Source organism: Pseudomonas yangonensis, from assembly GCF_009932725.1.
GTDB classification, from domain to species: Bacteria; Pseudomonadota; Gammaproteobacteria; order Pseudomonadales; family Pseudomonadaceae; genus Aquipseudomonas; species Aquipseudomonas yangonensis.
Map to the genome: position 1 here is coordinate 148,092 of NZ_BLJU01000001.1, position 25,388 is coordinate 173,479.

Annotated in this window: 22 protein-coding genes and 3 tRNA genes; 10 read left to right on the forward strand and 15 right to left on the reverse strand. The window is 60.6% G+C overall.

Features of this window, described 5'->3' with window-relative positions; all coding sequences use genetic code 11:
• Positions 1-28 precede the first annotated feature (28 nt).
• Positions 29-181, forward strand: a complete 153-nt coding sequence (locus tag GYB81_RS24435) for a hypothetical protein (RefSeq protein ID WP_178101772.1) — start codon at positions 29-31, stop codon at positions 179-181.
• 6 nt (positions 182-187) lie between these two features.
• Here GYB81_RS24435 and GYB81_RS00690 read toward each other — a convergent pair whose 3' ends face one another.
• Entirely contained in the window at positions 188-559 is a 372-nt protein-coding gene (locus tag GYB81_RS00690) for a PilZ domain-containing protein (protein ID WP_161864853.1), read from the reverse strand.
• 166 nt (positions 560-725) lie between these two features.
• Between GYB81_RS00690 and GYB81_RS00695 the strand changes: the two genes are divergently transcribed.
• On the forward strand, positions 726-1,232 hold the full coding sequence (locus GYB81_RS00695; protein ID WP_161864854.1) for a DUF3015 domain-containing protein: 507 nt from the start codon (positions 726-728) through the stop codon (positions 1,230-1,232).
• 251 nt (positions 1,233-1,483) lie between these two features.
• Here the strand turns inward: GYB81_RS00695 and glyA are convergent, their stop codons facing one another.
• On the reverse strand, positions 1,484-2,737 hold the full coding sequence (gene glyA, locus GYB81_RS00700; RefSeq protein ID WP_161864855.1) for a serine hydroxymethyltransferase: 1,254 nt from the start codon (positions 2,735-2,737) through the stop codon (positions 1,484-1,486).
• Between the two features lie 127 nt (positions 2,738-2,864).
• Positions 2,865-7,073 (reverse strand): EAL domain-containing protein, encoded by a 4,209-nt coding sequence (locus GYB81_RS00705; RefSeq protein ID WP_218573849.1) that lies wholly within the window; start codon positions 7,071-7,073, stop codon positions 2,865-2,867.
• A gap of 406 nt (positions 7,074-7,479) precedes the next feature.
• Here GYB81_RS00705 and ettA point away from each other — a divergent pair, with 406 nt between their 5' ends.
• The gene (gene ettA, locus GYB81_RS00710; protein WP_161864856.1) at positions 7,480-9,147 is read left to right on the forward strand and encodes an energy-dependent translational throttle protein EttA; all 1,668 of its coding nucleotides are present in this window, start codon (positions 7,480-7,482) and stop codon (positions 9,145-9,147) included.
• Between the two features lie 166 nt (positions 9,148-9,313).
• Here the strand turns inward: ettA and GYB81_RS00715 are convergent, their stop codons facing one another.
• Both GYB81_RS00715 and GYB81_RS00720 read right to left on the reverse strand, forming a co-directional pair.
• Positions 9,314-9,646 (reverse strand): PilZ domain-containing protein, encoded by a 333-nt coding sequence (locus GYB81_RS00715; protein ID WP_161864857.1) that lies wholly within the window; start codon positions 9,644-9,646, stop codon positions 9,314-9,316.
• 9 nt (positions 9,647-9,655) lie between these two features.
• Positions 9,656-11,980 (reverse strand): DUF1631 domain-containing protein, encoded by a 2,325-nt coding sequence (locus tag GYB81_RS00720; protein ID WP_161864858.1) that lies wholly within the window; start codon positions 11,978-11,980, stop codon positions 9,656-9,658.
• 206 nt (positions 11,981-12,186) lie between these two features.
• Here GYB81_RS00720 and GYB81_RS00725 point away from each other — a divergent pair.
• From GYB81_RS00725 to GYB81_RS00735, 3 genes are all read left to right on the forward strand, one after another.
• A tRNA-Asn gene (locus GYB81_RS00725) sits at positions 12,187-12,262 on the forward strand.
• A gap of 9 nt (positions 12,263-12,271) precedes the next feature.
• Positions 12,272-12,348, forward strand: a tRNA-Pro gene (locus GYB81_RS00730).
• A 5-nt stretch (positions 12,349-12,353) separates the two neighbouring features.
• Positions 12,354-12,429, forward strand: a tRNA-Lys gene (locus GYB81_RS00735).
• A gap of 374 nt (positions 12,430-12,803) precedes the next feature.
• Here GYB81_RS00735 and GYB81_RS00740 read toward each other — a convergent pair.
• From GYB81_RS00740 to GYB81_RS00755, 4 genes are all read right to left on the reverse strand, one after another.
• Positions 12,804-14,105 carry an NAD(P)/FAD-dependent oxidoreductase gene (locus GYB81_RS00740; protein ID WP_161864859.1) on the reverse strand — a complete coding sequence of 434 codons (1,302 nt, stop codon included), beginning with the start codon at positions 14,103-14,105 and terminating at the stop codon, positions 12,804-12,806.
• A 63-nt stretch (positions 14,106-14,168) separates the two neighbouring features.
• Positions 14,169-14,342 carry a DUF3094 family protein gene (locus GYB81_RS00745; protein WP_161864860.1) on the reverse strand — a complete coding sequence of 58 codons (174 nt, stop codon included), beginning with the start codon at positions 14,340-14,342 and terminating at the stop codon, positions 14,169-14,171.
• A gap of 24 nt (positions 14,343-14,366) precedes the next feature.
• Entirely contained in the window at positions 14,367-14,915 is a 549-nt protein-coding gene (locus tag GYB81_RS00750) for an MOSC domain-containing protein (RefSeq protein ID WP_161864861.1), read from the reverse strand.
• A complete protein-coding gene (locus tag GYB81_RS00755) occupies positions 14,912-15,541 on the reverse strand; it encodes a DUF1780 domain-containing protein (RefSeq protein WP_024306892.1) in 630 nt (209 codons plus the stop codon). Before GYB81_RS00755 ends, GYB81_RS00750 begins: the two co-directional genes overlap by 4 nt.
• Positions 15,542-15,764: 223 nt before the next feature.
• Here GYB81_RS00755 and GYB81_RS00760 point away from each other — a divergent pair, with 223 nt between their 5' ends.
• Positions 15,765-16,454, forward strand: coding sequence for an energy-coupling factor ABC transporter permease (locus GYB81_RS00760; protein WP_161864862.1), 690 nt, complete (start codon positions 15,765-15,767; stop codon positions 16,452-16,454).
• A gap of 106 nt (positions 16,455-16,560) precedes the next feature.
• Positions 16,561-16,776 carry a hypothetical protein gene (locus GYB81_RS00765; protein WP_161865080.1) on the forward strand — a complete coding sequence of 72 codons (216 nt, stop codon included), beginning with the start codon at positions 16,561-16,563 and terminating at the stop codon, positions 16,774-16,776.
• 63 nt (positions 16,777-16,839) lie between these two features.
• On the opposite strand, the gene yacG is transcribed toward GYB81_RS00765, so the two are convergent.
• From yacG to pilB, 5 genes are all read right to left on the reverse strand, one after another.
• Positions 16,840-17,034, reverse strand: coding sequence for a DNA gyrase inhibitor YacG (gene yacG / locus GYB81_RS00770; RefSeq protein ID WP_161864863.1), 195 nt, complete (start codon positions 17,032-17,034; stop codon positions 16,840-16,842).
• Positions 17,031-17,642, reverse strand: coding sequence for a dephospho-CoA kinase (gene coaE, locus GYB81_RS00775; RefSeq protein ID WP_161864864.1), 612 nt, complete (start codon positions 17,640-17,642; stop codon positions 17,031-17,033). Before coaE ends, yacG begins: the two co-directional genes overlap by 4 nt.
• A gap of 298 nt (positions 17,643-17,940) precedes the next feature.
• Complete coding sequence (locus GYB81_RS00780) at positions 17,941-18,810, reverse strand: prepilin peptidase (protein WP_161864865.1); 870 nt, start codon at positions 18,808-18,810, stop codon at positions 17,941-17,943.
• On the reverse strand, positions 18,811-20,028 hold the full coding sequence (locus GYB81_RS00785) for a type II secretion system F family protein (protein ID WP_161864866.1): 1,218 nt from the start codon (positions 20,026-20,028) through the stop codon (positions 18,811-18,813).
• A 2-nt stretch (positions 20,029-20,030) separates the two neighbouring features.
• Complete coding sequence (gene pilB, locus GYB81_RS00790) at positions 20,031-21,734, reverse strand: type IV-A pilus assembly ATPase PilB (protein WP_161897703.1); 1,704 nt, start codon at positions 21,732-21,734, stop codon at positions 20,031-20,033.
• 223 nt (positions 21,735-21,957) lie between these two features.
• Here pilB and GYB81_RS00795 point away from each other — a divergent pair, with 223 nt between their 5' ends.
• Positions 21,958-22,440 carry a pilin gene (locus GYB81_RS00795; protein ID WP_161897704.1) on the forward strand — a complete coding sequence of 161 codons (483 nt, stop codon included), beginning with the start codon at positions 21,958-21,960 and terminating at the stop codon, positions 22,438-22,440.
• Positions 22,441-22,529: 89 nt separating this feature from the next.
• A complete protein-coding gene (locus tag GYB81_RS00800; RefSeq protein WP_161897705.1) occupies positions 22,530-24,257 on the forward strand; it encodes a DCC1-like thiol-disulfide oxidoreductase family protein in 1,728 nt (575 codons plus the stop codon).
• A gap of 27 nt (positions 24,258-24,284) precedes the next feature.
• Here GYB81_RS00800 and nadC read toward each other — a convergent pair whose 3' ends face one another.
• Positions 24,285-25,133, reverse strand: coding sequence for a carboxylating nicotinate-nucleotide diphosphorylase (gene nadC, locus GYB81_RS00805; RefSeq protein ID WP_161864870.1), 849 nt, complete (start codon positions 25,131-25,133; stop codon positions 24,285-24,287).
• Positions 25,134-25,388: the final 255 nt, after the last annotated feature.

The following is a 25,388-nucleotide window of genomic DNA, read 5'->3' on the forward strand; positions in this document are numbered from 1 at the left end:
GGGCGTATCCACTGAAGGAGACGCTCTCATGTTCCTGTTCTTCGATTACTTTTCCCGTGCCTTCAACTTCGACGCCAAGGCAACGCAGTCACGCGAGGCCCATGGTGAGGTGCTGCGCATTCAGGCGCTTCGCCAACAACGCCAGCAGCGTGAGGACGAGGCGGCGCGCAAGCGCCATTGAAGCGACTCAGTCGTCTTCGCCCAGCGCCGCCAGTTCGCGTTCCAGCAACTGCTCATCGCCAAGGTTGAGTTCGACCAGGCGGCGCAAATGACTGATGGATTCCAGATCGATATGACGGCAGACGAAGCCCAGGGATTTTGACTGGGTGCGTGTCAGCTCCACCTCCATCTTCACCTTGGCTTCGCCCCCTAGCTCGATAAGGGCATCGAAGGGTTGATCCGGGTCGCCGTTCCAGTCACCAGGCGTGCTGATCAGCAGGCCCTTGAGAGAAATATCGCGCAGAGCTGCCGACCATTGCCGCTCGCCCTGGGCGATGATGGTGGGCGCGTCGAAAGCGATACGATGAAAGCGCCGACGCTCGTTGGCTGATTCACTCATGCCGATACTCCTGAAGGATTTACAACACTATAGCCAAGGCTGATGGCCATGTACGCCAGCCCATGTGCCGTAGCACACAACCGATGCACATTAGTTTGACAGGTAGCCAAGTCTCGCCGAAGCTCCTTATGCGGTTTTTATTACTCGATATTGCGGAGCGATAGATATGAGCAAGCGACTGCTAGGCAAAGGTTTGGTCTTCGGCCTGTTGAGCATGGCCAGTGTTGGTGCTTTCGCCGATGCTGCGGGCGGCAATGGTTGCGGCTGGGGCAACATGTTGTTCGAAGGCCAGCGTGGCATGGCCCCGCACTTCCTGGCCACCACTACCAACGGCACTTCGGGTAACGCCACCTTCGGTATGACTTCCGGGACCAATGGCTGCGATACCAGCGGTGCGTTGGGCTACAACGGTCGTTCGATGCTGGCAATGAACGGCATGCTCGATTCCATCGCCGAAGACATGGCCATGGGCCAGGGCGAAGCGCTGGATGCATACGCCACCCTGCTGGGCGTCGAGGCTCAGGACCGCGCGCATTTTGCCAAGGTCACCCATGACAACTTCGGCACCATCTTCAGCCAGGCCGACGCCACCAGCGAGCAGGTACTGGCCGCTACCCTCGATGTAATGAGCCGTGATGCGCAACTGGCGCGCTATGTGAAACAGCCGGCCTAAGGCAAACCCCAGGCAAAAAGAAGCCCGCCTTTGGCGTAACGCTGTTCACATAAGAAATGATTGGACGCGATCAGTCCCCTCGACCATTTTGGGGAGAGGGTTAGGGAGAGGGGAAAACTGGCAGTTTTGCGGTGTTTTCAGCCCTCTCCCCCAGCCCCTCTCCCATGAATGGGAGAGGGGAGCCAAACGTGTACAACCTTAAGTGAACAGCATTGCGCCAATCGGCGGGCTTCTTTGTTTCAGGCGTAGCCTTAGTTGGCGTAGACCGGGAACTTCGCGCACAGCGCCTTGACCTGCTCACGCACGCGGCCTTCGACTTCCTCGTTGCCGAGGTTGGCCAGCACTTCGCAGATCCAGCCCGCCAGCTGACGGCACTCGTCTTCCTTGAAGCCACGGGTGGTCACGGCGGGGGTGCCGATACGCAGGCCGGAGGTGACGAAGGGCGAACGCGGGTCGTTCGGCACGCTGTTCTTGTTCACGGTGATGAAGGCGCGGCCCAGGGCGGCGTCGGCATCCTTACCAGTGATGTCCTGCTTGATCAGCGAGAGCAGGAACAGATGGTTCTGCGTGCCGCCGGAAACCACGTCGTAGCCGTTGTCGATGAACACCTGGGCCATGGTCTGGGCGTTCTTGATCACCTGGGCCTGGTACGCCTTGAACTCGGGCTGCAGCGCTTCCTTGAAGCACACGGCCTTGGCGGCAATGACATGCTCCAGTGGGCCGCCCTGGCCGCCCGGGAACACCGCGGAGTTGAATTTCTTCTCCAGCTCTTCGTTCTTGCGCGCCAGGATCAGGCCACCGCGCGGGCCGCGCAGGGTCTTGTGGGTGGTGGTGGTGACCACGTCGGCGAAGGGGACCGGGTTCGGGTACAGGCCGGCGGCGACCAGGCCCGCCACGTGCGCCATGTCGACGAACAGGTAGGCACCGACCTTGTCGGCAATGGCGCGGAAGCGGGCAAAGTCCAGCACCTGCGAATAGGCGCTGAAGCCGGCGATGATCATCTTCGGCTTGTGCTCGACGGCCAGGCGCTCGACTTCGTCGTAGTCGATCAGACCGGCATCGGTGATGCCGTACTGCACGGCATTGTAGATCTTGCCGGAGAAGCTGACGCTGGCGCCGTGGGTCAGGTGGCCGCCGTGGGCCAGGCTCATGCCCAGCACGGTGTCGCCAGCATTGAGCAGGGCCATGTACACGGCGCTGTTGGCCTGGCTGCCGGAGTGCGGCTGGACGTTGGCATAGTCAGCGCCGAACAGCTCCTTGGCACGGTCGATGGCGAGTTGCTCGACCACATCGACGTACTCGCAGCCACCGTAGTAACGCTTGCCCGGGTAGCCTTCGGCGTACTTGTTGGTAAGCACGCTGCCTTGGGCTTCCATTACCGCCGGGCTGGTGTAGTTTTCCGAGGCGATCAGCTCGATGTGCTCCTCCTGGCGCTGGGCTTCCTGCTCCATCGCGGCAAAGAGTTCGGCGTCAAAACGAGCGAGGGTCAAATCACGGCTGAACATGGCGGTCCCCTGAAATCAGCTGGGCGGTTGAAAGAGGGGCGGATTCTACCGCAAACGTCGCATTCAGGCATATGAAGGTCGGTCATGAGCCAGGCAAGTGGCCCTCATAGCGCCTACCGCCTTGGCCTCAACTGAGTATGAACAGCGCCGCACCGCCGAACTGGGCACTGAACTGGCTCGCCTGCATCGGCCTGCCGAGCAGGTAGCCCTGCACTTCATCACAGCCATGTTCGCGCAGGAACTCCAGCTGGGCGTGACTTTCCACGCCTTCGGCGATCACCATCATGTTCAGACTGTGCGCCATGGCGATGATGGCGCGGGCGATCTGTGCATCCTGTTCGCCATCGGGCAGACCGTCAACGAAGCTGCGGTCGATCTTCAGTACGTCGATGGGGAACTGCTTGAGGTAGTTCAGCGACGAGTAGCCGGTGCCGAAGTCGTCCACCGCGATGCAGAGCCCGAGGCGCTTGAGCTCGTTCAGGGTCTGCATCGCGCTGGAGACGTCGCGCATCAGGATGCTTTCGGTCAACTCCACTTCCAGGCATGCGGGCGCTACCCCGGTTCTTTCCAGGATGGTGGCGATACGCGCCGTCAGGTCGCCCTCGCCGAACTGGCGGGCCGACAGATTGACCGAGACCTTGGGGATGCGGATCTTTTCCTCGTGCCAGGCCTTGAGCTGCCTGCACGATTCTTCCAGTACCCACTCGCCGACCTGCACCACCAGGCCAAGCTCCTCGAGCACCGGGATGAAGTCATCCGGCGGCACCAGACCACGGCTCGGGTGATTCCAGCGCAGCAGCGCTTCGACGCCGGTGAGGCGGCGGCCGTCGCCGGAGAACTGCGGCTGGTAGTGCAAAACGAACTGGCCCTGCTCCTGGGCGTGGCGCAGGTCGCTTTCCAGCTCCAGGCGTTCCAGTGCGCTGGCGTTCATGTCGGCCTGGTAGAACTGGAAGTTGTTCTTGCCGCGCTCCTTGGCGTGGTACATGGCGGTGTCGGCGTTCTTCATCAACTGGCTCAGTTCGTTGCCGTCCTGCGGGGCAAGCGCGATACCGATACTGGCGGTGACGAAGAACTCGCGGCCTTCGAGGACGAAGGGGCGGGCCAGGCTGGAGAGAATCTGCTCGGCAACATGAATGGCGCGATTGAGCGCACCATCGCGGGTGGCGCGCGGCTGCAGCAACAGGGTGAACTCGTCGCCGCCCATGCGTGCAACCGTGTCGTCGCCGTCGACACAGGCCGACAGGCGCACGGCCACGTCCTTGAGCATACGGTCGCCGGCGGCATGGCCGAGCGAATCGTTGATCGGCTTGAAGCGGTCGAGATCGAGAAACATCAGCACGACCCACTCGTTGTGCCGCTCGGCGTGCTGCAGGGCGCTGTGCAGACGGTCCTGGAACAGGGTGCGGTTGGGCAGATGAGTCAGGGCATCGTAGTAGGCCAGACGATGAATGCGCTGTTCGCTGGCCTTGCGCTCGCTGATATCGCTGAAGAAGCACACGTAGCTGACCAGGTCGCCTTCCTCGTCATGCACGGCGGTGATGCCGACCCAGGCCGGGAAGTTCTCGCCGCCCTTGCGCTTGAGCCACACCTCGCCCTCCCAGCTGCCGCGCTGATTGAGCTGACCGAGGATGTATTGCAGGTGAGTGGCCTGCTGGCGGTCGGCAGTGAGCATACCGGGCAATTGGTCGAGTACCTGGCCGGCCGAATAGCCTGTGACGCGACTGAACGCCTTGTTGACCTGGACGATGTAGCCGGCCGGATCGGTCACCAGGATCGCAGCGGTCGAGTGCTCGAATACCGTGGCGGCCATGCGCAGGTCTTTTTCTGCCCGGCGTTGCTGGCTGATGTCGCGGCCAACGCCGAGGATGCCTTCGAAGCGGCCGTTCTCGTCCCACATCAGCACCAGGCGTAGTTCTACCGGAATCTTGTGGCCGTCGGCGCGCAGGCAATCGAAGACGAACAACTGATCCGGCAGTTCGTCACGCAGGCGATTGAGGCGGTCGCGCTCGCCGAGCGCATCGCGGATGCGTTCGAGCAGCAGGTTGAGGCCGTCCAGTTGCTGCGGATTGGCCGCCAGGCCGTAGAAACTGTTGGCCATCACCCAGTTGACGGAATAGCCCAGGATTGGCTCGACCGAAGGGCTGACGTAGTTGAGGTTCAGCGCTCTATCGGTGGAGAAGATGACATCGCTGATGCTTTCGGCCAGCAGACGATAACGTTGCTCGCTGTCGCGCAGCGACTGGTTGCGCTCGATCTGCTCGGTGATGTCCTTGGCCACGCCGATCAGGCGACTGACGCGGCCGTGGTCATCGCGCGCCAGTGCCTGCTCGCGGATGCTGAACCAGTGCCACTGACCGTTACGATGGCGCCAGCGCAGCACTGACTCGAGCAGCAGGCCGTCGCCGACCACCTTCTGCAGATTGCGGATGCGCCAGTAGTATTCGGCATCGTCCGGATGCAGTACCTGCAGCCAGAAATCCTCGCGCATGGCGCGCAACTCGGCCTTGCTGTAGCCCAGCTGCAGGCCCAGGCTATGGTTGCTGAACAGCACCTGGCGGTTCTGCATGTCATGCACGTAGAGCAGGTCGGGCACCGAGCGCACCACCTCCGACCAGAAGCGCTCACGCTCGATCAGCGACAGCTCGATGCGCTTGCGGCTGGTGATGTCGCTGATGCTCAGGGTGACGGCTTGATAGTCCTGAATCATTTCCGGCAGCCGCAGCACCAGCCAGACGTGGCGTTGCAAACCCTGTGCGGTGACCAGCTGGGTTTCCAGCTCCACCAGATTGGGGCCTTCGAGCACGGCCACGGCCAGGCGATAGCGCAAATCGTCCGGTTGCACCGGACCGTTATCGATCAATTGCTGCCAGGCCTGTTCGGTGGTCTTCACCCCGAGCAGGTTGAGCGCCACCTGATTGGCCTCGGTGATGCGCAACTGCTCGACCAGCAGCTCGTGGTGTTCGGCATCGGCCTGCAGCCAGCGCTGCAGCCCTGCGGCGTCTCGCAGCTTGTGCTGCAACAGCAGGCTGCGCACGCCGGAAAGATCGAGCACGCACAGTGCCACGCCGGTGCCTTCGAAGATGTCCTGATAGCGCCGGCGGGTTTCCTGCAGCACGCGCATGGCCTGCTGCTCGTTGGTCACGTCGCGCAGCACCCAGACGTAGCCGGCCTGGCGACCGATCTCGCTGATGTCGCTGCGGGTCACGGCGAACAGGCGCGCGCGGCCCTCGCTCGCCACTCTGACCAGCTCCGGCCCCAGATCATTGGCCAGGTTGGGGCTGTTGAGCAGCAGGGGGTCGAGATCGGGCAGCAGATCCAGCAGGTGCATGTCCCAGGCCGCTTCACTGCTGATACCGAACAGCGCCTCGGCCTGTGGGTTCAGGTAGCGCAACTTGCCGTCGGCCTGGGTGACCAGGATGCGCTCTTCGACGGCACCGAGGGCGCTTGCAGCCTGGCGCAATGAGCGGCGCGACTCGGTGTTCAGGCGTTGCAGGCGGCGTTGCTCGCGTTGCAGACCGTACAGGGCCAGCAAGGTAAGCAGGCTGCACAGCGCGAACAGCAGGAACTTGCCGGCAAGGGCCGGCATCAGCTCGTTGCCGGCGCGATCGGCATCGAACAGCGCGCGCAATTGCCAGTCGCTGCCTGGCAGGGGGATCAGTTCCAGGCTCTGTGCCTGCTCCGCTGCGGTAACCGGGGCGACAGAGTCACCGGGCTGTCGTAGATCATCGGCGCGGGCGATGACCCGCTGACTCTGCAGGTCTTCGAGCAACCACTGGTATTCGCTTTGATGCTGTTCGCGCAGCCAGCGGCGCAGTGCGCTGGCGCGCATGCGCAAGACATACTGGCTGCCATCTGGCTGGGGCAACAGCAGATAAAGCGCGCCACCTTGCTGTGCGCTGAAGGCGAAGTGATAGGGTGCCGAGCCGGCGTGTTGTTGCAGGTTGCGAATGAAAGGGAGGTCACGAGATTCGCCGGCGCTATCGGCCAGCAACTGCCCATTGGCATCGAGCCGGGCCACGCTGCGTAGCGTCGGAAATATGCTGCTCAGGGTCGCCACCCGGTCGTGGTCATTGCCCTCGTACTGCAGCATCGCCTGGCCTGCCTGCGCTTTCAGACGCATGCTCAGGCTCACGTGCTTGGCCAGCTGGGTGGCGTAATCCCGGCTCAGTCGCTTCTGGCTAGCGAGCAACTGGCGATACTCCTGAGTCAGTTGCCAGGCCAGCAATGCCAGAATCGCCACTACCAACACCACCAGCGCGCGCCGCAACACCGTTCGGTGTTTCGGTGCGCGCGACTCGCCCGGGGGAGATGAAGGCAGGGATGAGGGAGTCGACACGTTTGTGAACCTGCAGCCAGTGCTGAGCTATCTGAGCTTTGAGACAAATGAGCCGGCGTATGCCCATGTCAGCCGGGTAGGATGCCTGTAAACGTGGCCAAGTGCCAGCTTCGCCGACGAGCGTAGGTTTGCCCTGCCTCGTACATTACGGTAGCTTTGCGCCGCGCGCGTGAACTGTCCGCGCGGTACTTGGCGTTCGCTCCTGCAGGGGCTAAGGTCTCTGCCAATGCCCGGCTGCAGGCGTGATGAAAGTTGCCTGCAGCCGGTAACACGGCGGCCGGGCCGACAGGCACCGGGGGGTGCCTGATAGCCTGCGCATGTTGCCGGTGTCGTCACTCGCAATGTCCTCGCACTGTCTGCAAGGGCCCGCCATTTCCAGCCTTTATTCTCACCAGTCAGGTTCTCCATGGCTCAGTACGTCTACAGCATGCATCGGGTCAGCAAGGTCGTCCCGCCGAAGCGTGAAATTCTCAAGGACATTTCCCTGTCGTTCTTCCCAGGCGCCAAGATCGGCGTGCTGGGCCTCAACGGTGCCGGTAAGTCGACCCTGCTGCGCATCATGGCCGGCGTCGATACCGAGATCGACGGCGAAGCCCGGCCGATGCCGGGCATCAAGGTCGGCTATCTGCCACAGGAGCCGCAGCTCGACCCGAGCAAGACGGTGCGCGACATCGTCGAAGAAGCCGTAGGCGAGATCAAGCAGGCCCAGGCCCGCCTCGACGAGGTGTACGCCGCCTACGCCGAACCGGATGCCGACTTCGACGCGCTGGCCGCCGAACAAGCCAAGCTGGAGGCCATTTTGCAGGCCTCCGACGGCCACAACCTGGAGCGCCAGCTGGAAGTGGCGGCTGACGCCCTGCGCCTGCCGCCATGGGAGGCCAAGATCGAGCACCTGTCCGGTGGTGAGAAGCGCCGCGTGGCGCTGTGCCGCCTGCTGCTGTCGGCGCCCGACATGCTGCTGCTGGACGAACCGACCAACCACCTGGACGCAGACTCGGTGGCATGGCTGGAGCGCTTCCTGCACGACTTCCCCGGCACAGTGGTAGCGATTACCCACGACCGTTACTTCCTCGACAATGTCGCCGGCTGGATTCTCGAACTCGACCGTGGCCACGGCATCCCGTACGAGGGCAACTACTCCGGCTGGCTGGAGTCGAAGGCCAACCGCCTGGCCCAGGAAGCCAAGGCCGAGGCCTCACACGCCAAGGCCATGAAGGCCGAACTGGAGTGGGTGCGCCAGGGCGCCAAGGCGCGTCAGGCCAAGTCCAAGGCGCGTCTGCAACGCTTCGAGGAAATGCAGTCGCAGGAATTCCAGAAGCGCAGCGAGACCAACGAGATCTACATCCCGGCCGGTCCGCGTCTGGGCGACAAGGTCATCGACTTCCACAACGTGTCGAAGTCCTTCGGCGACCGTGTGCTGATCGACGATCTGTCCTTCAGCATCCCCAAAGGTGCCATCGTCGGCGTGATCGGCGGCAACGGTGCCGGTAAGTCGACCCTGCTGCGCATGATCACCGGCAAGGAGCAGCCGGATTCCGGCACCATCGAGATCGGTGAAACCGTACAGATCGCCAGCGTCGAGCAGAGCCGCGACATGCTCGATGGCAGCAAGACCGTGTGGGAGCAGATCTCCGACGGCTTCGACATGATCAAGGTCGGCAACTACGAGGTGCCGTCGCGTGGTTACGTTGGTCGTTTCAACTTCAAGGGTGCCGACCAGCAGAAGTTCGTCAAGGACCTCTCCGGTGGTGAGCGCGGTCGTCTGCACATGGCGCTGACCCTCAAGCAGGGCGGCAACGTGCTGCTGCTCGACGAACCGTCCAACGACCTCGACGTGGAAACCCTGCGTGCGCTGGAAGAAGCGCTGCTGGACTTCCCCGGCGCCGCCATCGTGATCTCCCACGATCGCTGGTTCCTCGACCGTATCGCCACCCACATCCTCTCCTACGAGGACGACGGCAAGGTCAACTTCTTCGAAGGCAACTACACCGAGTTCGAAGCCGACCGCAAGAAACGCCTGGGCGATGCCGCCGCGCAGCCGCACCGCGTGCGTTACAAGAAGCTGGCGCAGTAAGCGTCAGTTCGATGAAAAAACGGAGCCTCAGGGCTCCGTTTTTCATTAGGATCGCGGGCTATCTGTAGGAGCGGCGCCTCGCCGCGAATGGGTGTGACTCAGACCCAAAGTGCTTCGCCCCGGGGGCGGGGCTCCTACGCTAGGCTGTTTATTGCATTCTGCTGCATTAAAGCCTGGCCAGCAGGCTTTCCAGCGCCTTGGCCTGGTCCTCGGCCAGATCGATGATATGAAAGCCGGCCCAGCAATGCTGGCCGTCAGCGCCGGGGCGACTCCACAGGCAGTCGGCACCCAGGCGCACTTCCTGTACCTCGGCGGCGCTGGAGGTGCAGACCAGGCGGCATTCCAGCACGGCATCCGCTGCATGTGGTGTATCGCTGAACAGCATGAAGCCATCGGCGGAAAGGTCGACGATGCGGCCAAGGCGCTGGCCGCTGTTCAGGTCGAAGACCTCCAGTTGCATTTCGGTGCCATGGCGGCTGTGTTGGCGACGCTCTTCCATGGAAATTCCTCAGCGGGGCTCTACTGTGCGTCCGGTGAAACGCTGTAGCACGCGGTAGATGGCGGTCAGTGCGCGATCCACCAACGGGGTCGCGCGTTCGGGGGTGACGATGCGGGCCTGGCCCTGTTCCATTTCGCTGGCCAGCAGGGTCAGCGGCTTGATCGCCACGCGCTGGCCGCTGTTGTCGACGAACATGTAGTTATGTGTGGTCGGGCTGAACCAGGAAAGCTTGAGTACGCGGCTCTTGTTGCCTTCGACGAACTCGAACCAGGTGCCGAACTCGACGTTGGCCAGCTCCCTGGCCAGCGCTTGTGCACGGGCAGAGAGCTTGCTGCGTGGCGGCGCCTGGCGAGCCAGGTCAGCATCCTCGCCGAGCATGGCGCCCAGCGGGCTGTCCGGCAGGTTCGGCTTGAGCTGCGCCGCCAGTTGCGGCTGTTTGGCCTGCACCGCATGCTGGCAGGCCACCAGGTCCTGCAGCAGGCGGCGGATGCCGTCTTCGTGATAGCCGCCGAGTAGCTCCAGGCCCTTGCGCAGGTCGCTGAGCATGGGGACGCGTATGTCCTGCAGGCGCTGCTTGTCGTCGTCACCAAGCGGGGTGCCGCTCCAGGCCAGCTGCTCGGCCACCTCGCAGGCCCGTTGCCATTCCGCGCTCTGCTCGCCATGGCGCAGCAGCACGAAAACCAGTACGTCGGCCCAGGTGAGTTCGAGGAAGTTGCGGATGATCGCCGGCAGGTCGCGTTGATCGACGCAACGCTGAATCACCTCCAGTGCATGCTCGCGCGCGCCGAGCAGGCGGTCACGACCCTTGGCCGCCTCGACCGCACGGCGCTCGCGCAGCTCGACCTTGTGGCGCAGGGTTGCGACGTACTCGTTGAACTCTTCGATCAGGCTGTCGAACAGCCCCAGATCGCCGCTGAAACCGTGGATCACCCGCTCGACCACCCAGTGCATCTTGGCCAGCAGGCCGCGTTCGTCGCCTTCGTTGCCATAGAGCACGCCGGCCTGCGCCATGGCGTTGAGCAGGCGCCTGGCCGGATGGTGATGCTGAGTGAACAGGGCTTTGTCGAGCAGGGCGATTTTCAGATAGGGCGTGTGCAGGTGTGAAAGCGCTGTCTTGCAGGCGTCCGGCAGATTCTCGTCGTCGAGAATGAAGTCGAACAGCATGCCGACCAGGTCGATCACGTCGGCTTCCTGGCCCGACACCTTGCTGTCGCCCGGCAGGCTGCTGTGCGCTTCGAGTTGCTGCTGCAGGTCGGCCTTGAGGCCTTCCACCGCCTGTGGCTTGTGTAGGCGCTGGGCCAGATCCTGGGCCGACTGCTGCTGCATGCGGTTGAGTGCGGCGAGTAACTCGCTGGCGCTGTAGGTGCGGCTGGCCTGGCGCGGAGAGAAACTGACGATGCTGCGTGTGCCGCCGAGCAATGGCGCTTCAGGATGACTGTGGCGATGCTCGTCGAGCAGGCTGGACAGGCCGCTGAACAGCGCGCCCGGATCGCTCGGCGGTGGGGCGCTGAGGTCCAGGTCGAGCAGCGCCGGTTCTGCGGGCTTTGATGTGGTACCTGGCTTGCTCGTCGACTGCGACTTGTGCGGCAGGGCATCCGGTTTGGTTGCTACCGGCCGGCTGACGCTTGGATTGACCTGCGCGCTGTACTTGAGGTTGGGTAATACGCCGGCGTCGATCAGGCGCTGATTGAGCGCGCCATAGAGCGAATCGAGGCTCTGCATGACATGCTTATCGAAGAGCATGTAGAGGATGGTCTTGATCTGCAGCGGGAACGGGCAGGGCGCCAGGGCATCACGAAACGCCTGGGCGATAGCCTGCGGGCCGAAGGGGTTGCTGTCCTCGCCGAGCTTCTGGCCGTTGTTGAGCAGCGCCAGGCGCTGATCCAGGGCGAACAGTGGCTGGGTGCAGCGCGCCTTGACCCGGCTGACCATATTGGTCACCTGCAGGGTTTCTTCGTAATCCTCGTTCTGCACCAGCGCCAACTGTTCCGGGTCCAGCTGAGCAGTGGCCGGGTTCTGCAGTTTGCCGTCGAGGAAGTCGGAGAAATTGCTGGCGATCTTCTGATGGTAGCTGCGCTCGATCTGCGGGCGCTGACGGCGAATTTCACGCATGCTGTCGAAGAACAGGGTCTGCACCTTGTTGTTCTCGGCTTTTTCCGCGCATTCGAACAGGGTGTCGTCGACCTGACCGAACACGCCACCGAGGTGCTCCGCCAGACGGTTCATCACCAGCTTGCGGCAGGCCTGCACCAGATCGCTGAAGCGCGGCTGGATGCCGCGGCTGGCGAGGCTGACCACCTTGGGATGAACGGGGGGCTTGTCCTGGTTGCTCATGGACTGTCCTGGCTGGCGTCGTCGGCGGGCGCGTCCTGCACGCTGCCGCAGTTCAATGAAACATATAGTAGTCCATGCTCGTGCCGCAAAGCATTGTAGTAAAAGCAGTTTGCAGGGGTTGACAGGGAATTTTTGCTACGTAAAATGGCGCGCCTCTGAAGCGGTAAAGCAAAAGCTGAAACGCGGCAGAGATGGAAGACCGAAGTTCCGCGATAGCTCAGTCGGTAGAGCAAATGACTGTTAATCATTGGGTCCCTGGTTCGAGTCCAGGTCGCGGAGCCAACTTCCTAACGGGGTATAGCGCAGTCCGGTAGCGCGCTTGCTTTGGGAGCAAGATGTCGGGAGTTCGAATCCCCCTACCCCGACCATATTTGGGTCGTTAGCTCAGTTGGTAGAGCAGTTGGCTTTTAACCAATTGGTCGTAGGTTCGAATCCTACACGACCCACCACCACAACGAAGAAGCCCGCCTAGTGCGGGCTTTTTCGTGTCTGCGTATTGGCTTCTTGCGTAGCCCGGATGCAATCCGGGGCTTTCTCGCGCTGAAAGATTGCCCCGGATTGCATCCGGGCTACGAGCCTGCTTTTGTGGGAGCGGAGTCGCATCCCGCATATCTGCTGACCCTCGCCTATGGATAGCAGTTCGTAGGGTGGGCTGAAGCCCAGCCTACGAGACTTGCTTGTCTCCCCTCTCCCGCTTGCGGGAGAGGGGCCGGGGGAGAGGGTAATCGGGCCACCGAGTCGCCTGTATTGCCCTCTCCCGCCCTTCGGGCACCCTCTCCCAGGAATGGGAGAGGGTCATCAGAAGGCCGCTCTGCGGCTGCTTTTAGTGCAGCTTAAGGCGCGGCTCGGTGCTGCGTCCGATGCGGTCGCTGAGCATCAGCAGCAGCGTACGCAGAGTACCGTACAGCGCCATCTGGTGCATGCGGTAGAGCGATACGTAGAACACCCGCGCCAACCAGCCTTCGAGCATCACGCTGCCAGTGAGATTGCCCATCAGGTTGCCGACCGCCGAGAAGCTCGACAGCGAGATGAGCGAGCCATAGTCGCGATAGCGATACTCCGGCAGCGACTGACCACTGATCTTCAACCGCAGCGACTTGGCCAACAGCGAGGCCTGCTGATGTGCGGCCTGGGCGCGCGGCGGCACGTTACGACCGTCGTTGCCCGGCTGCGGGCAGGCCGCGCAATCGCCAAAGGCGAATACGTCGTCGTCCAGTGTCGTCTGCAGGGTCGGGCGTACCTGCAACTGATTGATGCGGTTGCTTTCCAGGCCGTCGAGGTCCTTGAGAAAGCCGGGCGCACGGATGCCAGCGGCCCAGACTTTCAGGCTCGCCGGTATGAAATTGCCATCGGCGGTCTTCAATCCCTCTGCGGTCACTTCGCTGACCGCTGCGCCGGTCAGTACCGTAACGCCGAGCTTCTCCAGAGTTTGGTGCACAGGGCGGGCGATGCGCTCGGGCAGGGCGGGCAGCACGCGTGGGCCCGCTTCGATCAGGGTGATGCGCATGTCTTCCGGGCGAATGCGATTGAGACCATAGGCTGCCAACTGCTTGGCGGCGTGGTGCAGTTCGGCTGCCAGCTCGACCCCCGTTGCGCCCGCGCCGACGATGGCGATGTCGATCTTCGAGCCGTCTTCGCTTTCGTTGGCGTGCGCACGTAGGTAGTGGCTGAGCATGCGCCGGTGGAAGCGCTCGGCCTGCGCCCGCGTGTCGAGGAAGATGCAGTGCTCGGCCGCGCCCGGTGTGCCGAAGTCATTGGTGGTGCTGCCGACGGCGATCACCAGACTGTCGTAGGCGATGCGGCGTTCAGGCATCAGCATCTGGCCGTCGTCATCCAGTGTCGGCGCCAGGGTGATGCTCTTGCCGGCACGGTCAAGACCCGACATGCGCCCGAGCTGGAACTCGAAATGATTCCACTTGGCCTGGGCCACGTAGTTCAGTTCGTCTTCCGAGGAATTCAGCGAGCCGGCGGCCACTTCGTGCAGCAGTGGCTTCCAGATGTGGGTGAGGTTGGCGTCGACCAGGATGATCCGGGCTGCGCCGCTCTTGCCCAGTTTTCTACCAAGGCGGGTAGCCAGCTCCAAACCGCCGGCGCCGCCGCCGACAATCACGATGCGATGGGACATGGATAATGCTCACAAGGCTTTGAAAAAGACGGTGTGAGTGCGAGAGGGCGAGCGCGAGGCAGCTCATAGCACCAGTCGACTCAGAAAACGGCTCAGCAGGCCCAGGCCGATTACGACGACCAGCACCACGGTGAGCAGGCGCCAGACGCGAAACGGCTGACGTTCGACCTGATGCTGCGGAGCGCTCAGGTAGTGGTCGACTTTCTGCTGGTCTTCGGGGCTCAGGCGGCTGGTCATGGGGAGGCCTCTGCTTGAATGCGGCTATTCTAGGCGTGCCCGCCAGCCTTGGCGAGCGTCGTTGTCCTGCGGGTCAGGTGTCTGGCAGATGGCTTGCACGCTGACGGCATCTTCCAGGCGGATGATGCCGCCCTCGATCACTCTGGCCGTTATGCCCCCGTGGCCACGCATGGCCTGGAAGGTACCGCGCCCAAGGCGTTCCTCGAGGCGGGCGCAGGGCTGGCACCAGCCGGTGGTCTCCAGCAGCGCCTGGCCAATGCGAAAGCGCCTGCCTTTCAGGCTGAACAGGTTGATGCCGGCGACCGCAATGTTGCGTCGCAGCTCGCTCGGCTGCATGGGCGCATCGCGGCCGAGCAGGGCGGCGACGACTGCCAGGTGCTCCCACTGAATCAGCGTGACCTGCCGCGCATTGCGTGGCCCCGGGCGGCTGTGATCACCAGTCAGGCCTGCTTCGCGTCGGGCTTCCACGGCTTCGACTTCGAGCATGGCCTCGCGAGCTTTGGGGCGAACGCCTATACAGCGCACCCGGCCGACCTGTGGTACCTCGGCCAGCAGTTCCTGTAACGGGCTCATAGGCCGATACCAATGTCGAACAGCAGACTGCGCCCAAGGTTCTGTCGCAGAAAATCCGGCGCGTCCGGGTGGGCGAACAGCACGCGGGCGAAGCGCGGGCCGACCAGCGACAATGAGCGCCAGCCCTGACGCAGATATTCGGTCGGCGGTGGAAAGTGGCTGTTGCAGTCCAGCACGGCGCGCTTGAGACTGACGAAGGCGACCAGGTCGAGCTCGCCCAGATCGATGCCGCGCTCGCGATAGTTATGCGCCTTCTTGCGCAAGGTTGGCGCCAGTCGCGCCTGCATCTCGCTGGCCGGGATGCGCTTGGGCCGTGCTTCGCGGCGCACCAGTTGGCTCAGAGAGAAGGCGCTACGGCGCCGTTCGAGCTCGGCGCGCCACTCATCATTGAGGCGCCGTCCTTCATCGAGCACGAAGAACACTTCGAAATTGGCGTCGCGAAACAGCACGTCCGGCGGCTCCTGGCCGCTGGGCATGAAGTCGTCGTTGTGATGACGCACGTTCAGCGCCTGCAGCAGACGCTGACAGACCCAGCGCTCGCGCTCCCATTTCTTGGCGTTGGAGAGAAAGGCATTGGCCTGCTCGGCCTGGTGCGTCAGCAGGCGCAGGTAATCGGAGTCGTCCATGGGCAGAGCTTAGCCGTAGCGCTGACCCCTATGCCAGTGCTCCCTAGTGAGCGCTTGCAGGGTATGGCGCCAGGCATTCGTGTGAAGACTGGAATCCCGCTGGGTTCTGAATGTCATTGATCAATGGCAGAGCAATCGCCCCACCGGTGCTACGCCGTCAAACTTACCCCGAGTGCCGGTGTAGACTGCCCGGCACGGCGAGGAGTGAATAAAGGGTGCACGCATGATCGCTTCCAATCTACTGGCGTTTTCTACCTTGTTGGGTGGCTGGCTGATCTACGGGCTGGCACTGCTCTGGTCGGTCGCTCGCGCACCCTGGGTCGAGCTGTTCAGCGATCTGCGCCGCCAGCATCTGCTGTTCGGGACCATGCTCGGGTTGTTTCTGCTGTGGCTGGTGCGCCGCGATTTCGACTCCGGGCTGTCCTACCATTTCATCGGCATGACCGCTGTAACCCTGCTGCTCGACTGGCCGCTGGCCGTGCTCGCCGGCCTGGCGGCGCAGCTTGGCCTGTTGGCTATAGGGCGCATGGATCTGGCATCGCTCGGCATCAACGGCGTACTGCTGGTGCTGATACCGGTGCTGGTCACCGAGCTTTGCGCCATCCGGGTCGAGCGCGCGCAGCCACGCAACCTGTTCGTCTACATCTTCTTCTGCGGGTTCTTCCCCGCTGCGCTGGCGACGCTGATGACGCTGCTCGGCGGCCTCGCCTTGTTGTGGATGGACGGCCTGTTCCCCATGCCGCCCTGGCTGGATGATTTCGCCGGTTACCTGTGGCTGGTGGCGTTCCCCGAGGCCTTTATCAACGGCACCATCGTCACGGCACTGGTGGTGTTCTATCCGGACTGGCTGGAAACCTTCAACCGCAGCCGCTACCTGCAGGCGCCCTGGAAGGAGAATGACCGCGGCGAGTGAATGGCGGCGTATTGGCCGATTGAATGCCGCTGGCAGGCTTGATCCCGGTCAATGCTCGGAGCGTGCCTGCCGCCATGCTGTAAAAAAGGCTTCCGAGGGATTCGAGATGAGTATTCACAGCTGGGCGAGAAAGGCACTCGAGGGCGATCTGCATGACGCCGAAACCCAGGGCTACGAGCCTGTGATGGCTTTGCGTGCGCTGCTGTCGGAGATCGTGCAGCAGAGCAAGACGCTGCGCGATCCCCAAGAGCTGGCGCACGAACTGCAGTTTCTCGCCGATAACCTCGACGATGATCTTGATTACGCCTTTATGCGCCCCTGAGCGCTGTCTTGATGGATGCTCGCCATGTGCAGCTTTAGGAACGGCTTCAGCCGCGATTGCTCGTCAATGCGGCCGCGTCGGCAGATCACCACTGAACAGCTCGTCTTCCAGATCATTGCCGGGAATCGCGTGCTCCTCGGCAGCCCAGGCGCCCAGGTCGATGAGCTTGCAACGATCACTGCAGAACGGGCGATAGGCGTTTTCGGTTTTCCACTCGACGGGCGCGCCACAGGTGGGGCATTGAACGGTCGTGGTCATGGCTGGCCTCCGCGCAGGGTCAGGTAAAAGTTGTGCAGGCGCTCGACTTCCGTATCCAGCCAGACCATATCGCGATCATTGACCAGTACGTCATGTGCATGACGCAGCCGCTCTTCGCGGCTGGCCTGAGCCTGCATGATGGCGCGAACCTGCTCTTCCGAGCTTTGGTCGCGGGCGATGGTGCGTTGGATCTGTAGCTCGGCAGGGGTGTCGACCACCAGCACCCTCTGGGTCATATGCCGCTGGCCGGACTCGACCAGCAACGGTGAGACCAGGATGGCGTAAGGCGACTCGGCGCGTGCCAGTACCTGAATGATTTCCTGGCCGATCAGCGGGTGCAGAAGGTTTTCCAACCAGCGGCGCTGCTCGGGGTCGGCAAATATCAGCTTGCGCAGCGCGGCACGGTCCAGCTCGCCGCTGGCTTGCAGCACACCTGCACCGAAGTGCTCGGCGATCTTTGCCAGTGCCGGTCGGCCCGGCTCGACTACCCAGCGCGCCGCGTGGTCGGCATCGACCACATGCACGCCGCGGTCCATAAAACCTTGTGCCACAGCGCTCTTGCCACTGCCGATGCCGCCGGTCAGGCCGAGAATCCAGGGTTTTGTCACGCCAATGCAGCCTCGTCATTGCTCAAGGCCGCGATTGTAGGGGGGATTTCGATGTGATGCGAACACGGTGTCCTATCCCCCTTGTAGGAGCCGCGCCCCGCGGCGAATGGCTTTGGCGTGTTGCTGAATCCAAAAGCTTCGCGCCGGGGCGGCGCTCCTACAACCTGGACGCCTTCAACCAGCGGGTAGCCCGGATGCAATCCGGGAACATGTATCGGCACCCCCGGATTTCATCCGGGCTACGGGCTGTAGGAGCGGCGCCCCGCCGCGAACACACGAGACGGCGCGCCGCTGCGCCTCAGAACCCGGCGAACTTCAAATAACTCCCGGTAATCACGTCGCCCCAAAGCAGCGCGATCCAACCGGCAATCGCCAGATAAGGCCCGAAGGGCATCGGCGTACTCGAATCGCTACCGCGCAGGCGCAGCAGAATCACCCCCAGCACCGCGCCGACCAGCGACGACAGCAAAATGGTCAGCGGCAGAATCTGCCAGCCGCCCCAGGCGCCGAGCATGGCCAGCAACTTGAAGTCGCCGTAACCCATGCCTTCCTTGCCGGTGATCAGCTTGAACAGCCAGTACACCGACCACAGGCTCAGATAACCGGCAATCGCACCCCACAGCGCATCCTCGAGGCTAGTGAACAACCCGAAGTAATTGACGATCAACCCCAGCCACAGCAGCGGCAGCACCAGCACGTCCGGCAGAATCTGGTGATCGGCATCTATCAGGCTCATCGCCAGCAGCCCCCAGGCCAGCACCAGCATCGCCCCGGCCTGCCAGGTAAAACCAAAGTGCCAGGCGACGTAGCCCGAGATTAGGCCGCAGACGAGTTCGACTATGGGGTAACGCTTGCTGATCGGGGTCTTGCAGTTCGAGCACTTGCCGCGCAGGAACAGGTAGCTGATGACCGGAATGTTTTCCCAAGGGCGAATCTCATGGCCGCATTGCGGGCACGATGAATTGGGCAGGATCAGATTGAAGGTTTCTGATGTCGGCGCCGCTGGCAATTCCAACACTTCGCGCGCCTGGCTCTGCCAGTCGCGCTGCAGCATTTGCGGTAGGCGGTAAATCACTACATTCAGGAAGCTGCCAACCAGCAGGCCTAGCAGCAGGGTGCATAAAACAAAGGCCAGCACATGGCTGGCCAAAAAATCGACTACGAGCATTTAAACGACGGCACCCAACTGGAAGATTGGCAGGTACATGGCGATGATCAGGCCACCGACCAGTACGCCCAGCACGGACATGATGATGGGCTCCATCAGACTGGTTAGACCGTCGACCATGTTGTCCACCTCGGCCTCATAAAAGCTGGCTACCTTATCGAGCATCTCATCCAACGAGCCGGACTCTTCACCAATGGCGGTCATCTGCACGGCCATGGACGGGAAGGTGCCTGTGGTGCGCATCGAGAAATTCAGTTGCATGCCTGTGGACACATCGGCCTTGATTTTGTTGGTCGCGTTCTTAAACACCACGTTGCCGGTGGCGCCAGAGACTGAGTCCAGAGCATCTACCAGTGGAACGCCGGCGGCAAAGGTGGTCGAGAGTGTGCGAGCAAAACGAGCGACGGCGGATTTATAGAGGATGTCGCCTACGATCGGTAGTTTCAGTACACCACGATCCACGGAATCGCGTAATTTTTGCGAGCGTTTCATCGCCTCCTTGAACGCAAAAGCGGCGGCGAGGATCGCAATCAAAAATATGAACCACCATTCCTGAAGAAACTGGGATATTCCAATAACCATCAGTGTAAAGGCAGGGAGCTCAGCGCCAAAGTTGGCAAAAACCTCCTCGAATTGAGGCACGACTTTAATAAGCAGAATAGCGGATACGATAATCGCAACTACTACCACGGCGATAGGGTAATTCATCGCCTTCTTAATCTTGGCCTTCAGAGCCTCGGTTTTTTCCTTGTAGGTCGCAATACGATCCAGCAGGTTCTCCAGCGCACCGGCCTGCTCTCCAGATTCCACCAGGTTGCAGTACAGCTCGTCAAAGTATTGAGGCTTCTTGCGTAGAGAGGCTGCGAAGCTGTTACCTGCCGCTACCTCCTGTTTCACTTCATCCACCAGCTTGCGCATATTGGGGTTGTCAAAGCCCTCACCAATGATGTCGAAAGACTGCAGCAGCGGTACGCCAGCCTTCATCATGGTTGCCATCTGTCGCGTGAACAAGGCAATGTCCATTGGCTTGATTTTCTTGCCCTTGCCGAAGGACAGTGATGACTCCTTACGTACCTTGGTCGGGTTGATGCCTTGCTTGCGTAGCTGCGCCTTGACCAAGGCTGGGTTTTGACCGTTTATCACGCCGGAGACAACCGCACCGCGTCTGTCTTTACCTTCCCACTTGAACGCGCTGGTTTTTAGAGCTTTTTCGGCCATGGTTAATCCTTGGTCACGCGGTTGACTTCCTCAAGGCTGGTAACCCCTTGCATGGCCTTGAGCAAAGCGGAGGTGCGTAAGTCATTAAAGCCATCTTTACGCATCTGCGCGGCAATATCGATGGAGTTGCCTTCCTCCATGATAATCCGCTGCAGGTTGGGCGTGTTTTTAACCACTTCATAAATACCGACACGGCCTTTGTAACCGCCCTTGCAATTTTCACAGCCAACCGGGCCATAGATCTTGAAGCTGCCGATCTTGTCTTCGGGGAAGCCCTCAGCCAGCAGGGTTTCGCGGGGTACGTCCACTTCCTTCTTGCAGCTATTGCACAGCTTGCGCGCCAGACGCTGGGCGATGATCAGGTTGACCGAAGTGGCGATGTTGAAGGATGGAACGCCCATATTTCGCAAGCGGGTCAGGGTTTCCGCCGCGCTGTTGGTGTGCAGGGTGGACATCACCATGTGGCCGGTTTGCGCAGCTTTGACGGCAATGGAGGCCGTGTCCAGATCACGAATCTCGCCGACCATAATGATGTCCGGGTCCTGACGCAGGAAGGCGCGTAGCGCCTGGGTAAAGTCCATGCCCTGCTTGGGGTTGACGTTGACTTGGTTGATACCCTCAAGGTTGATCTCCACCGGGTCTTCAGCGGTGGAGATGTTCACATCAGGGGTATTGAGGATATTCAGGCCAGTGTAAAGCGAAACTGTCTTACCCGAGCCAGTTGGGCCAGTTACCAAAATCATGCCCTGGGGTTGCTTCAGCGCGCTGAGATACAGCTCTTTCTGATTCTCCTCATAACCCAGTGCATCGATGCCCATCTGTGCGCTGGTAGGGTCGAGAATCCGCATTACGATCTTCTCGCCCCAAAGCGTTGGCAACGTATTGACACGGAAGTCGATGGCCTTGGTTTTAGATACTTTCATCTTGATCCGGCCATCCTGCGGCTTGCGCCGCTCGGAGATATCCAGCGCGGCCATCACCTTGAGGCGGGCGGAAATTCGTGGTGCCAGCTGTATGGGCGGGCGAGCGACCTCATGGAGGATGCCGTCGGTACGGAAGCGGACTCGGTAGGCTTTTTCGTAAGGTTCGAAGTGCAGGTCCGATGAGCCGCCCTTGATGGCATCCAGCAGCATTTTGTTGACGAAGCGAACCACAGGTGCATCGTCGGCATCGGCGCCACCTTCACCCACGGGTTTGTCATCGTTAACCGCCTCGACATCCAGACCGTCGAGGTCGACATCGGCCAGATCTTCCATGCCACTGTTGGCTGAGTCGAAGAATTTGTCTATGGCATCGCCGAGTTTGTCGTCCTCGACAAGAATCGCTTCGGTGTTCAGGCCGGTGCTGAACTGTACGTCGGTGACGGCCTGGTGGTTGGAGGGGTCGGAGAGGCCGACGAACAGCTTATTGCCACGGCGCCAAAGTGGCAGCACGCGGTGCTGACGTACCAGCTTCTCGCTGATCAAATCGCGCGGCTGGCTTTCCTTGTCGAGGGTGTTGAGGTCGAGAAAGGAAACGCCAAACTGCTCCGAGGCCAGTTCAGCCAGAGCTCGGCTCTTTACCAGCTTGTTCTGCACTAGGTAAGTGACCAGCGATAGCTTGTTGCGCTGGGCCTGCTGTTGCGCCTGTTGTGCGGCTTTTTCATCCAGCAGTTCTGCCAGCACCATCTGCTTAGCCAAACCGGACAGAGATACGCTTTCGTTCATTAGAGACTCCAAAAACTATGCCTGCCTTATAACCTAGTCGCCAATAGGCTGCCAAACGAGGTTGTCCGAGGTGACGAAAATTGGCAGTTAGTGCCTGGTTGCGGTTGTGGGTGGTGTGGGAAAAGATCTGTGTGCCTCAGATTGTGCTGGCTTGAGAGGTTGGCATGCAGGCTGCATAGTCATGTCTAGGTCGCTGGACCTATCTATTTCTAGGAGAGAATGCATGAAAGCTCAAATGCAAAAAGGTTTTACCCTGATCGAGTTGATGATCGTGGTTGCAATCATCGGTATTCTGGCTGCTATCGCATTGCCGGCATACCAGGACTACACCAACCGGGCAAAAATCACCGAAGTGATTGGTTTCACGTCCTCTGGCAAAACAGCTGTAGCTGAATACTTCCAAGCAGAGGGGGCTCTCCCTGCGAATAACGAAGCTGCCGGAATGGCTCCGGCTACTGATATTGCATCCAGGTACGTTACTTCTGTTGCAGTTGCAAATGGTGTGATTACTACCACTGTTCGAGGCACTGGTGTAACTGCTCTTGATGGATCTACTGTTACTCTGACTCCAATGCAGAGTGATGGTACTACTGCTGTTGCCGCTGGCTACGCTGGTCCGATCGTTTGGGTGTGTGCTCCTTCCGCTGCAACTCTTAATAAGTACTATCCAGCTAACTGCCGCACCACAACGCCAGCAGGTAACTAATACCTCTTTGGCTGAGTTTGGAAAGGGGCGCCTTTGGGCGCCCTTTTTTATAGGGGTGAGTGGGCAGTTCTCATGTCTCTAGAGTATTTATGAAGATTATATATGATGGCGATTGTCCATTTTGTAATCAGTATGTGCGTTTTATGCGTCTTCGTGAAAAGGTGGGATCTGTCGAGTTAGTCGATCTGCGGTCTCATAAGGCGCTTGTTGCTGAGCTGCATTCGGTGGGTATCGATCCTAATCAAGGAATGATCGTCGAGTATGCTGGATGTCGGTATCATGGCGCTGATGCAATGCAGATAATTTCTCTGCTAAGCACAAATTCAAATTGCGTCTCTATTATGCTTAATTGGCTGCTGAGTTTTTCCGTTGCTGCTAGAGTTCTCTATCCGTTGTTGCGTGTTGGCAGAAACTTTTCTCTTCTTTGTCTGGGGCGCTTGCCCTTAGGTGATCGACAGGTTGAGTCTGCTGATAGGTTGTTGTTTTTTGTGTTGGGCTTTTTCGCTTTTCTGCATCTGTTGGTCTATCAATATCAGTTTGGCTCAGTTATTTATTATTCTACTTATTTGTTGGCTGGTGTGGGCTTATTGCTAATACTTGGTGTTCGTCAGCGTTTGTTTTTTATATTATTAGTGTTGCTGATGTTGGTGGACGGTGTTTTGCAGATGCCTGCCTTTTCTAATCACACGATCTTGAAAAATTTCTTTCTCGTTGGTGTGAGCCTTGCGGGATTTTATCATGCTCTGAGGGCCAGTCAGTGGCGCGACTTCTGGGCAGATGTGTTGCCTGTGGGGCGCATGTTGCTGGTGGTGATGTATTTCTTTGGTGTGTTTCACAAGATCAATAGTAGCTTTATCGACCCTGCCAGCAGCTGCGCCATGGCGCTTTGGGTGCAGATGCCAGGCTGGCTAAACTGGCTTCAGGGGCCATTGATCCAGTACTCAGCTATATACGGAACCTTTCTGATCGAAAGTCTGTTGGTTGTGCTGCTGTTTGTACCGCGCTTACGGCATATCGGCATTGCCTGTGGCATGGTCTTTCATTTGCTTCTTGCGCTCAGTGGTTACGCCATGTATGCGCCGTTCTCGTTCTTGTCGGTATTCCTCCACCTTTGCTTTCTTTCCCCTGAGGCATCGCGGCGGGTGATCCACTCCCGGGAGTGGGGTGCGTTCGAGCGCTTTCTGCGTCGGCCGGCGGGGCTGTCGGTTTTGGCAATGCTGTTGGCTATGGCGTATCTGGGCGCGTGGTCAGGGCGATATGCAGATGTGACCTATGTGTGTCTGGTCGCCATTGCTCCGCTGCTTTACTGCGTGCTGCGTTATGGTCGTGACGCAAATGTGGCGTTGGCCGCACAATTCTTTGTCTCGCCGAGGCGATGGTTGTTTCTGGTAGTGGTGCTGTTCTTCTTCAATTGCATCACGCCCTATCTAGGGTTGAAGACTGCTCAGTCGATGAATATGTTCGCAAACCTCAGGTTAGAGGCAGGGCAGAGCAATCACCTTCTGATCAGGGGAGTCGGTCCTTTCAGTTATCTGGATGATGTCGTTGAAGTGGTCGAGTCATCGGGTTCCAGCAGATTTGACTACGTGCGCCGCGAAGGGCTTGGACTGGTCTATTACTCGCTTCTGGATGAGTTGGAGCGACGCCCCGGTGCAAGGGTGAGCTTTAACCGTAATGGGGAGCTGCTGCAGGCCCAGTCGGCGGAAACGCTCCGCCACGATATAGCAGAGATACTCCATCCACGTTGGTTCAGGGCCTGGTTCCACTTTGCGGTGGTCGATTTCAGTTTGCCGAAGCCTTGCGCTCTTGATCGCTAGTTTGCGTGATGCTGGGCTATTGTGTAATTACAGGCTCAGCCTCATCGACAAATCCACCGCCTTCACATCCTTGGTCAGCGTCCCTAGCGAGATGTAATCAACCCCAGTTTCGGCGACCGTGCGCAAGGTTTTGTCGTTGATGCCGCCCGAGGCTTCGAGTTTGGCGCGGCCGGCGGTGAGTTTTACGGCTTCGCGCATATCGTCCAGTGAAAGTTCGTCGAGCATGACGATGTCGGCGCCGGCTTCCAGCGCTTCGCGCAGTTCTTCCAGGCTTTCCACTTCCACTTCCACCGGCTTGCCGGGGGCAATCTGCTGGGCTGCGGAAACTGCCTGGGCGATGCCACCGCAGGCGGCGATGTGGTTTTCCTTTATGAGGAAGGCGTCGAACAGGCCAATGCGGTGGTTGTGGCAGCCGCCGCAGGTTACGGCGTACTTCTGCGCCAGTCGCAGGCCGGGGAGAGTCTTGCGGGTGTCGAGCAGTTTGACCTGGGTGCCTTCGACCAGATCGGCGTAATGGCGACAGCGGGTGGCGACGGCGGAAAGGGTCTGCAGGAAGTTCAGCGCGCTGCGTTCGCCGCTGAGCAGAGCGCGCGCCGGACCTTCGAGAGTGAACAGGGTCTGGTCGGCCTGAACGCGGTCGCCGTCCTGCACCTGCCAGTGCACCGCCACGCGCGGATCGAGCTGGCGAAACACCGTATCGACCCAGGCCGTGCCGCAGATCACTGCGTCTTCGCGGGTAATCACCCGTGCGCTGGCCAGGCGTTCGGCCGGAATCAGCTGGGCGGTGATGTCGCCGCTGCCGATGTCTTCGGCCAGGGCGCGGCGGACATTGGCTTCGATTTCGCTGCTGAGTTCGGCGAGTGTCAGGTTGGGCATGGTCGGCTCCGGTGTAGGCGAGGGGCGATTATAGAGCCAGGCGAGGGCGGGGCAATGCTCGGGCGCCGTTCTACGTCGTTTGGTTTTCGATGATTGACCGGGCACTTTCGGCCTGAGCCATGGCTCCTATCAATGGAGCGCTCCGGTCATCGGTGCAGCAGTGTATGGCTGCCGGTGTTAGGTTGTCCTGGTGCGGCGTGCGCTGTGGGCTACCGCCTGTAGATGGCGTGCGGCTATCTGTGATCTGGGTCATGT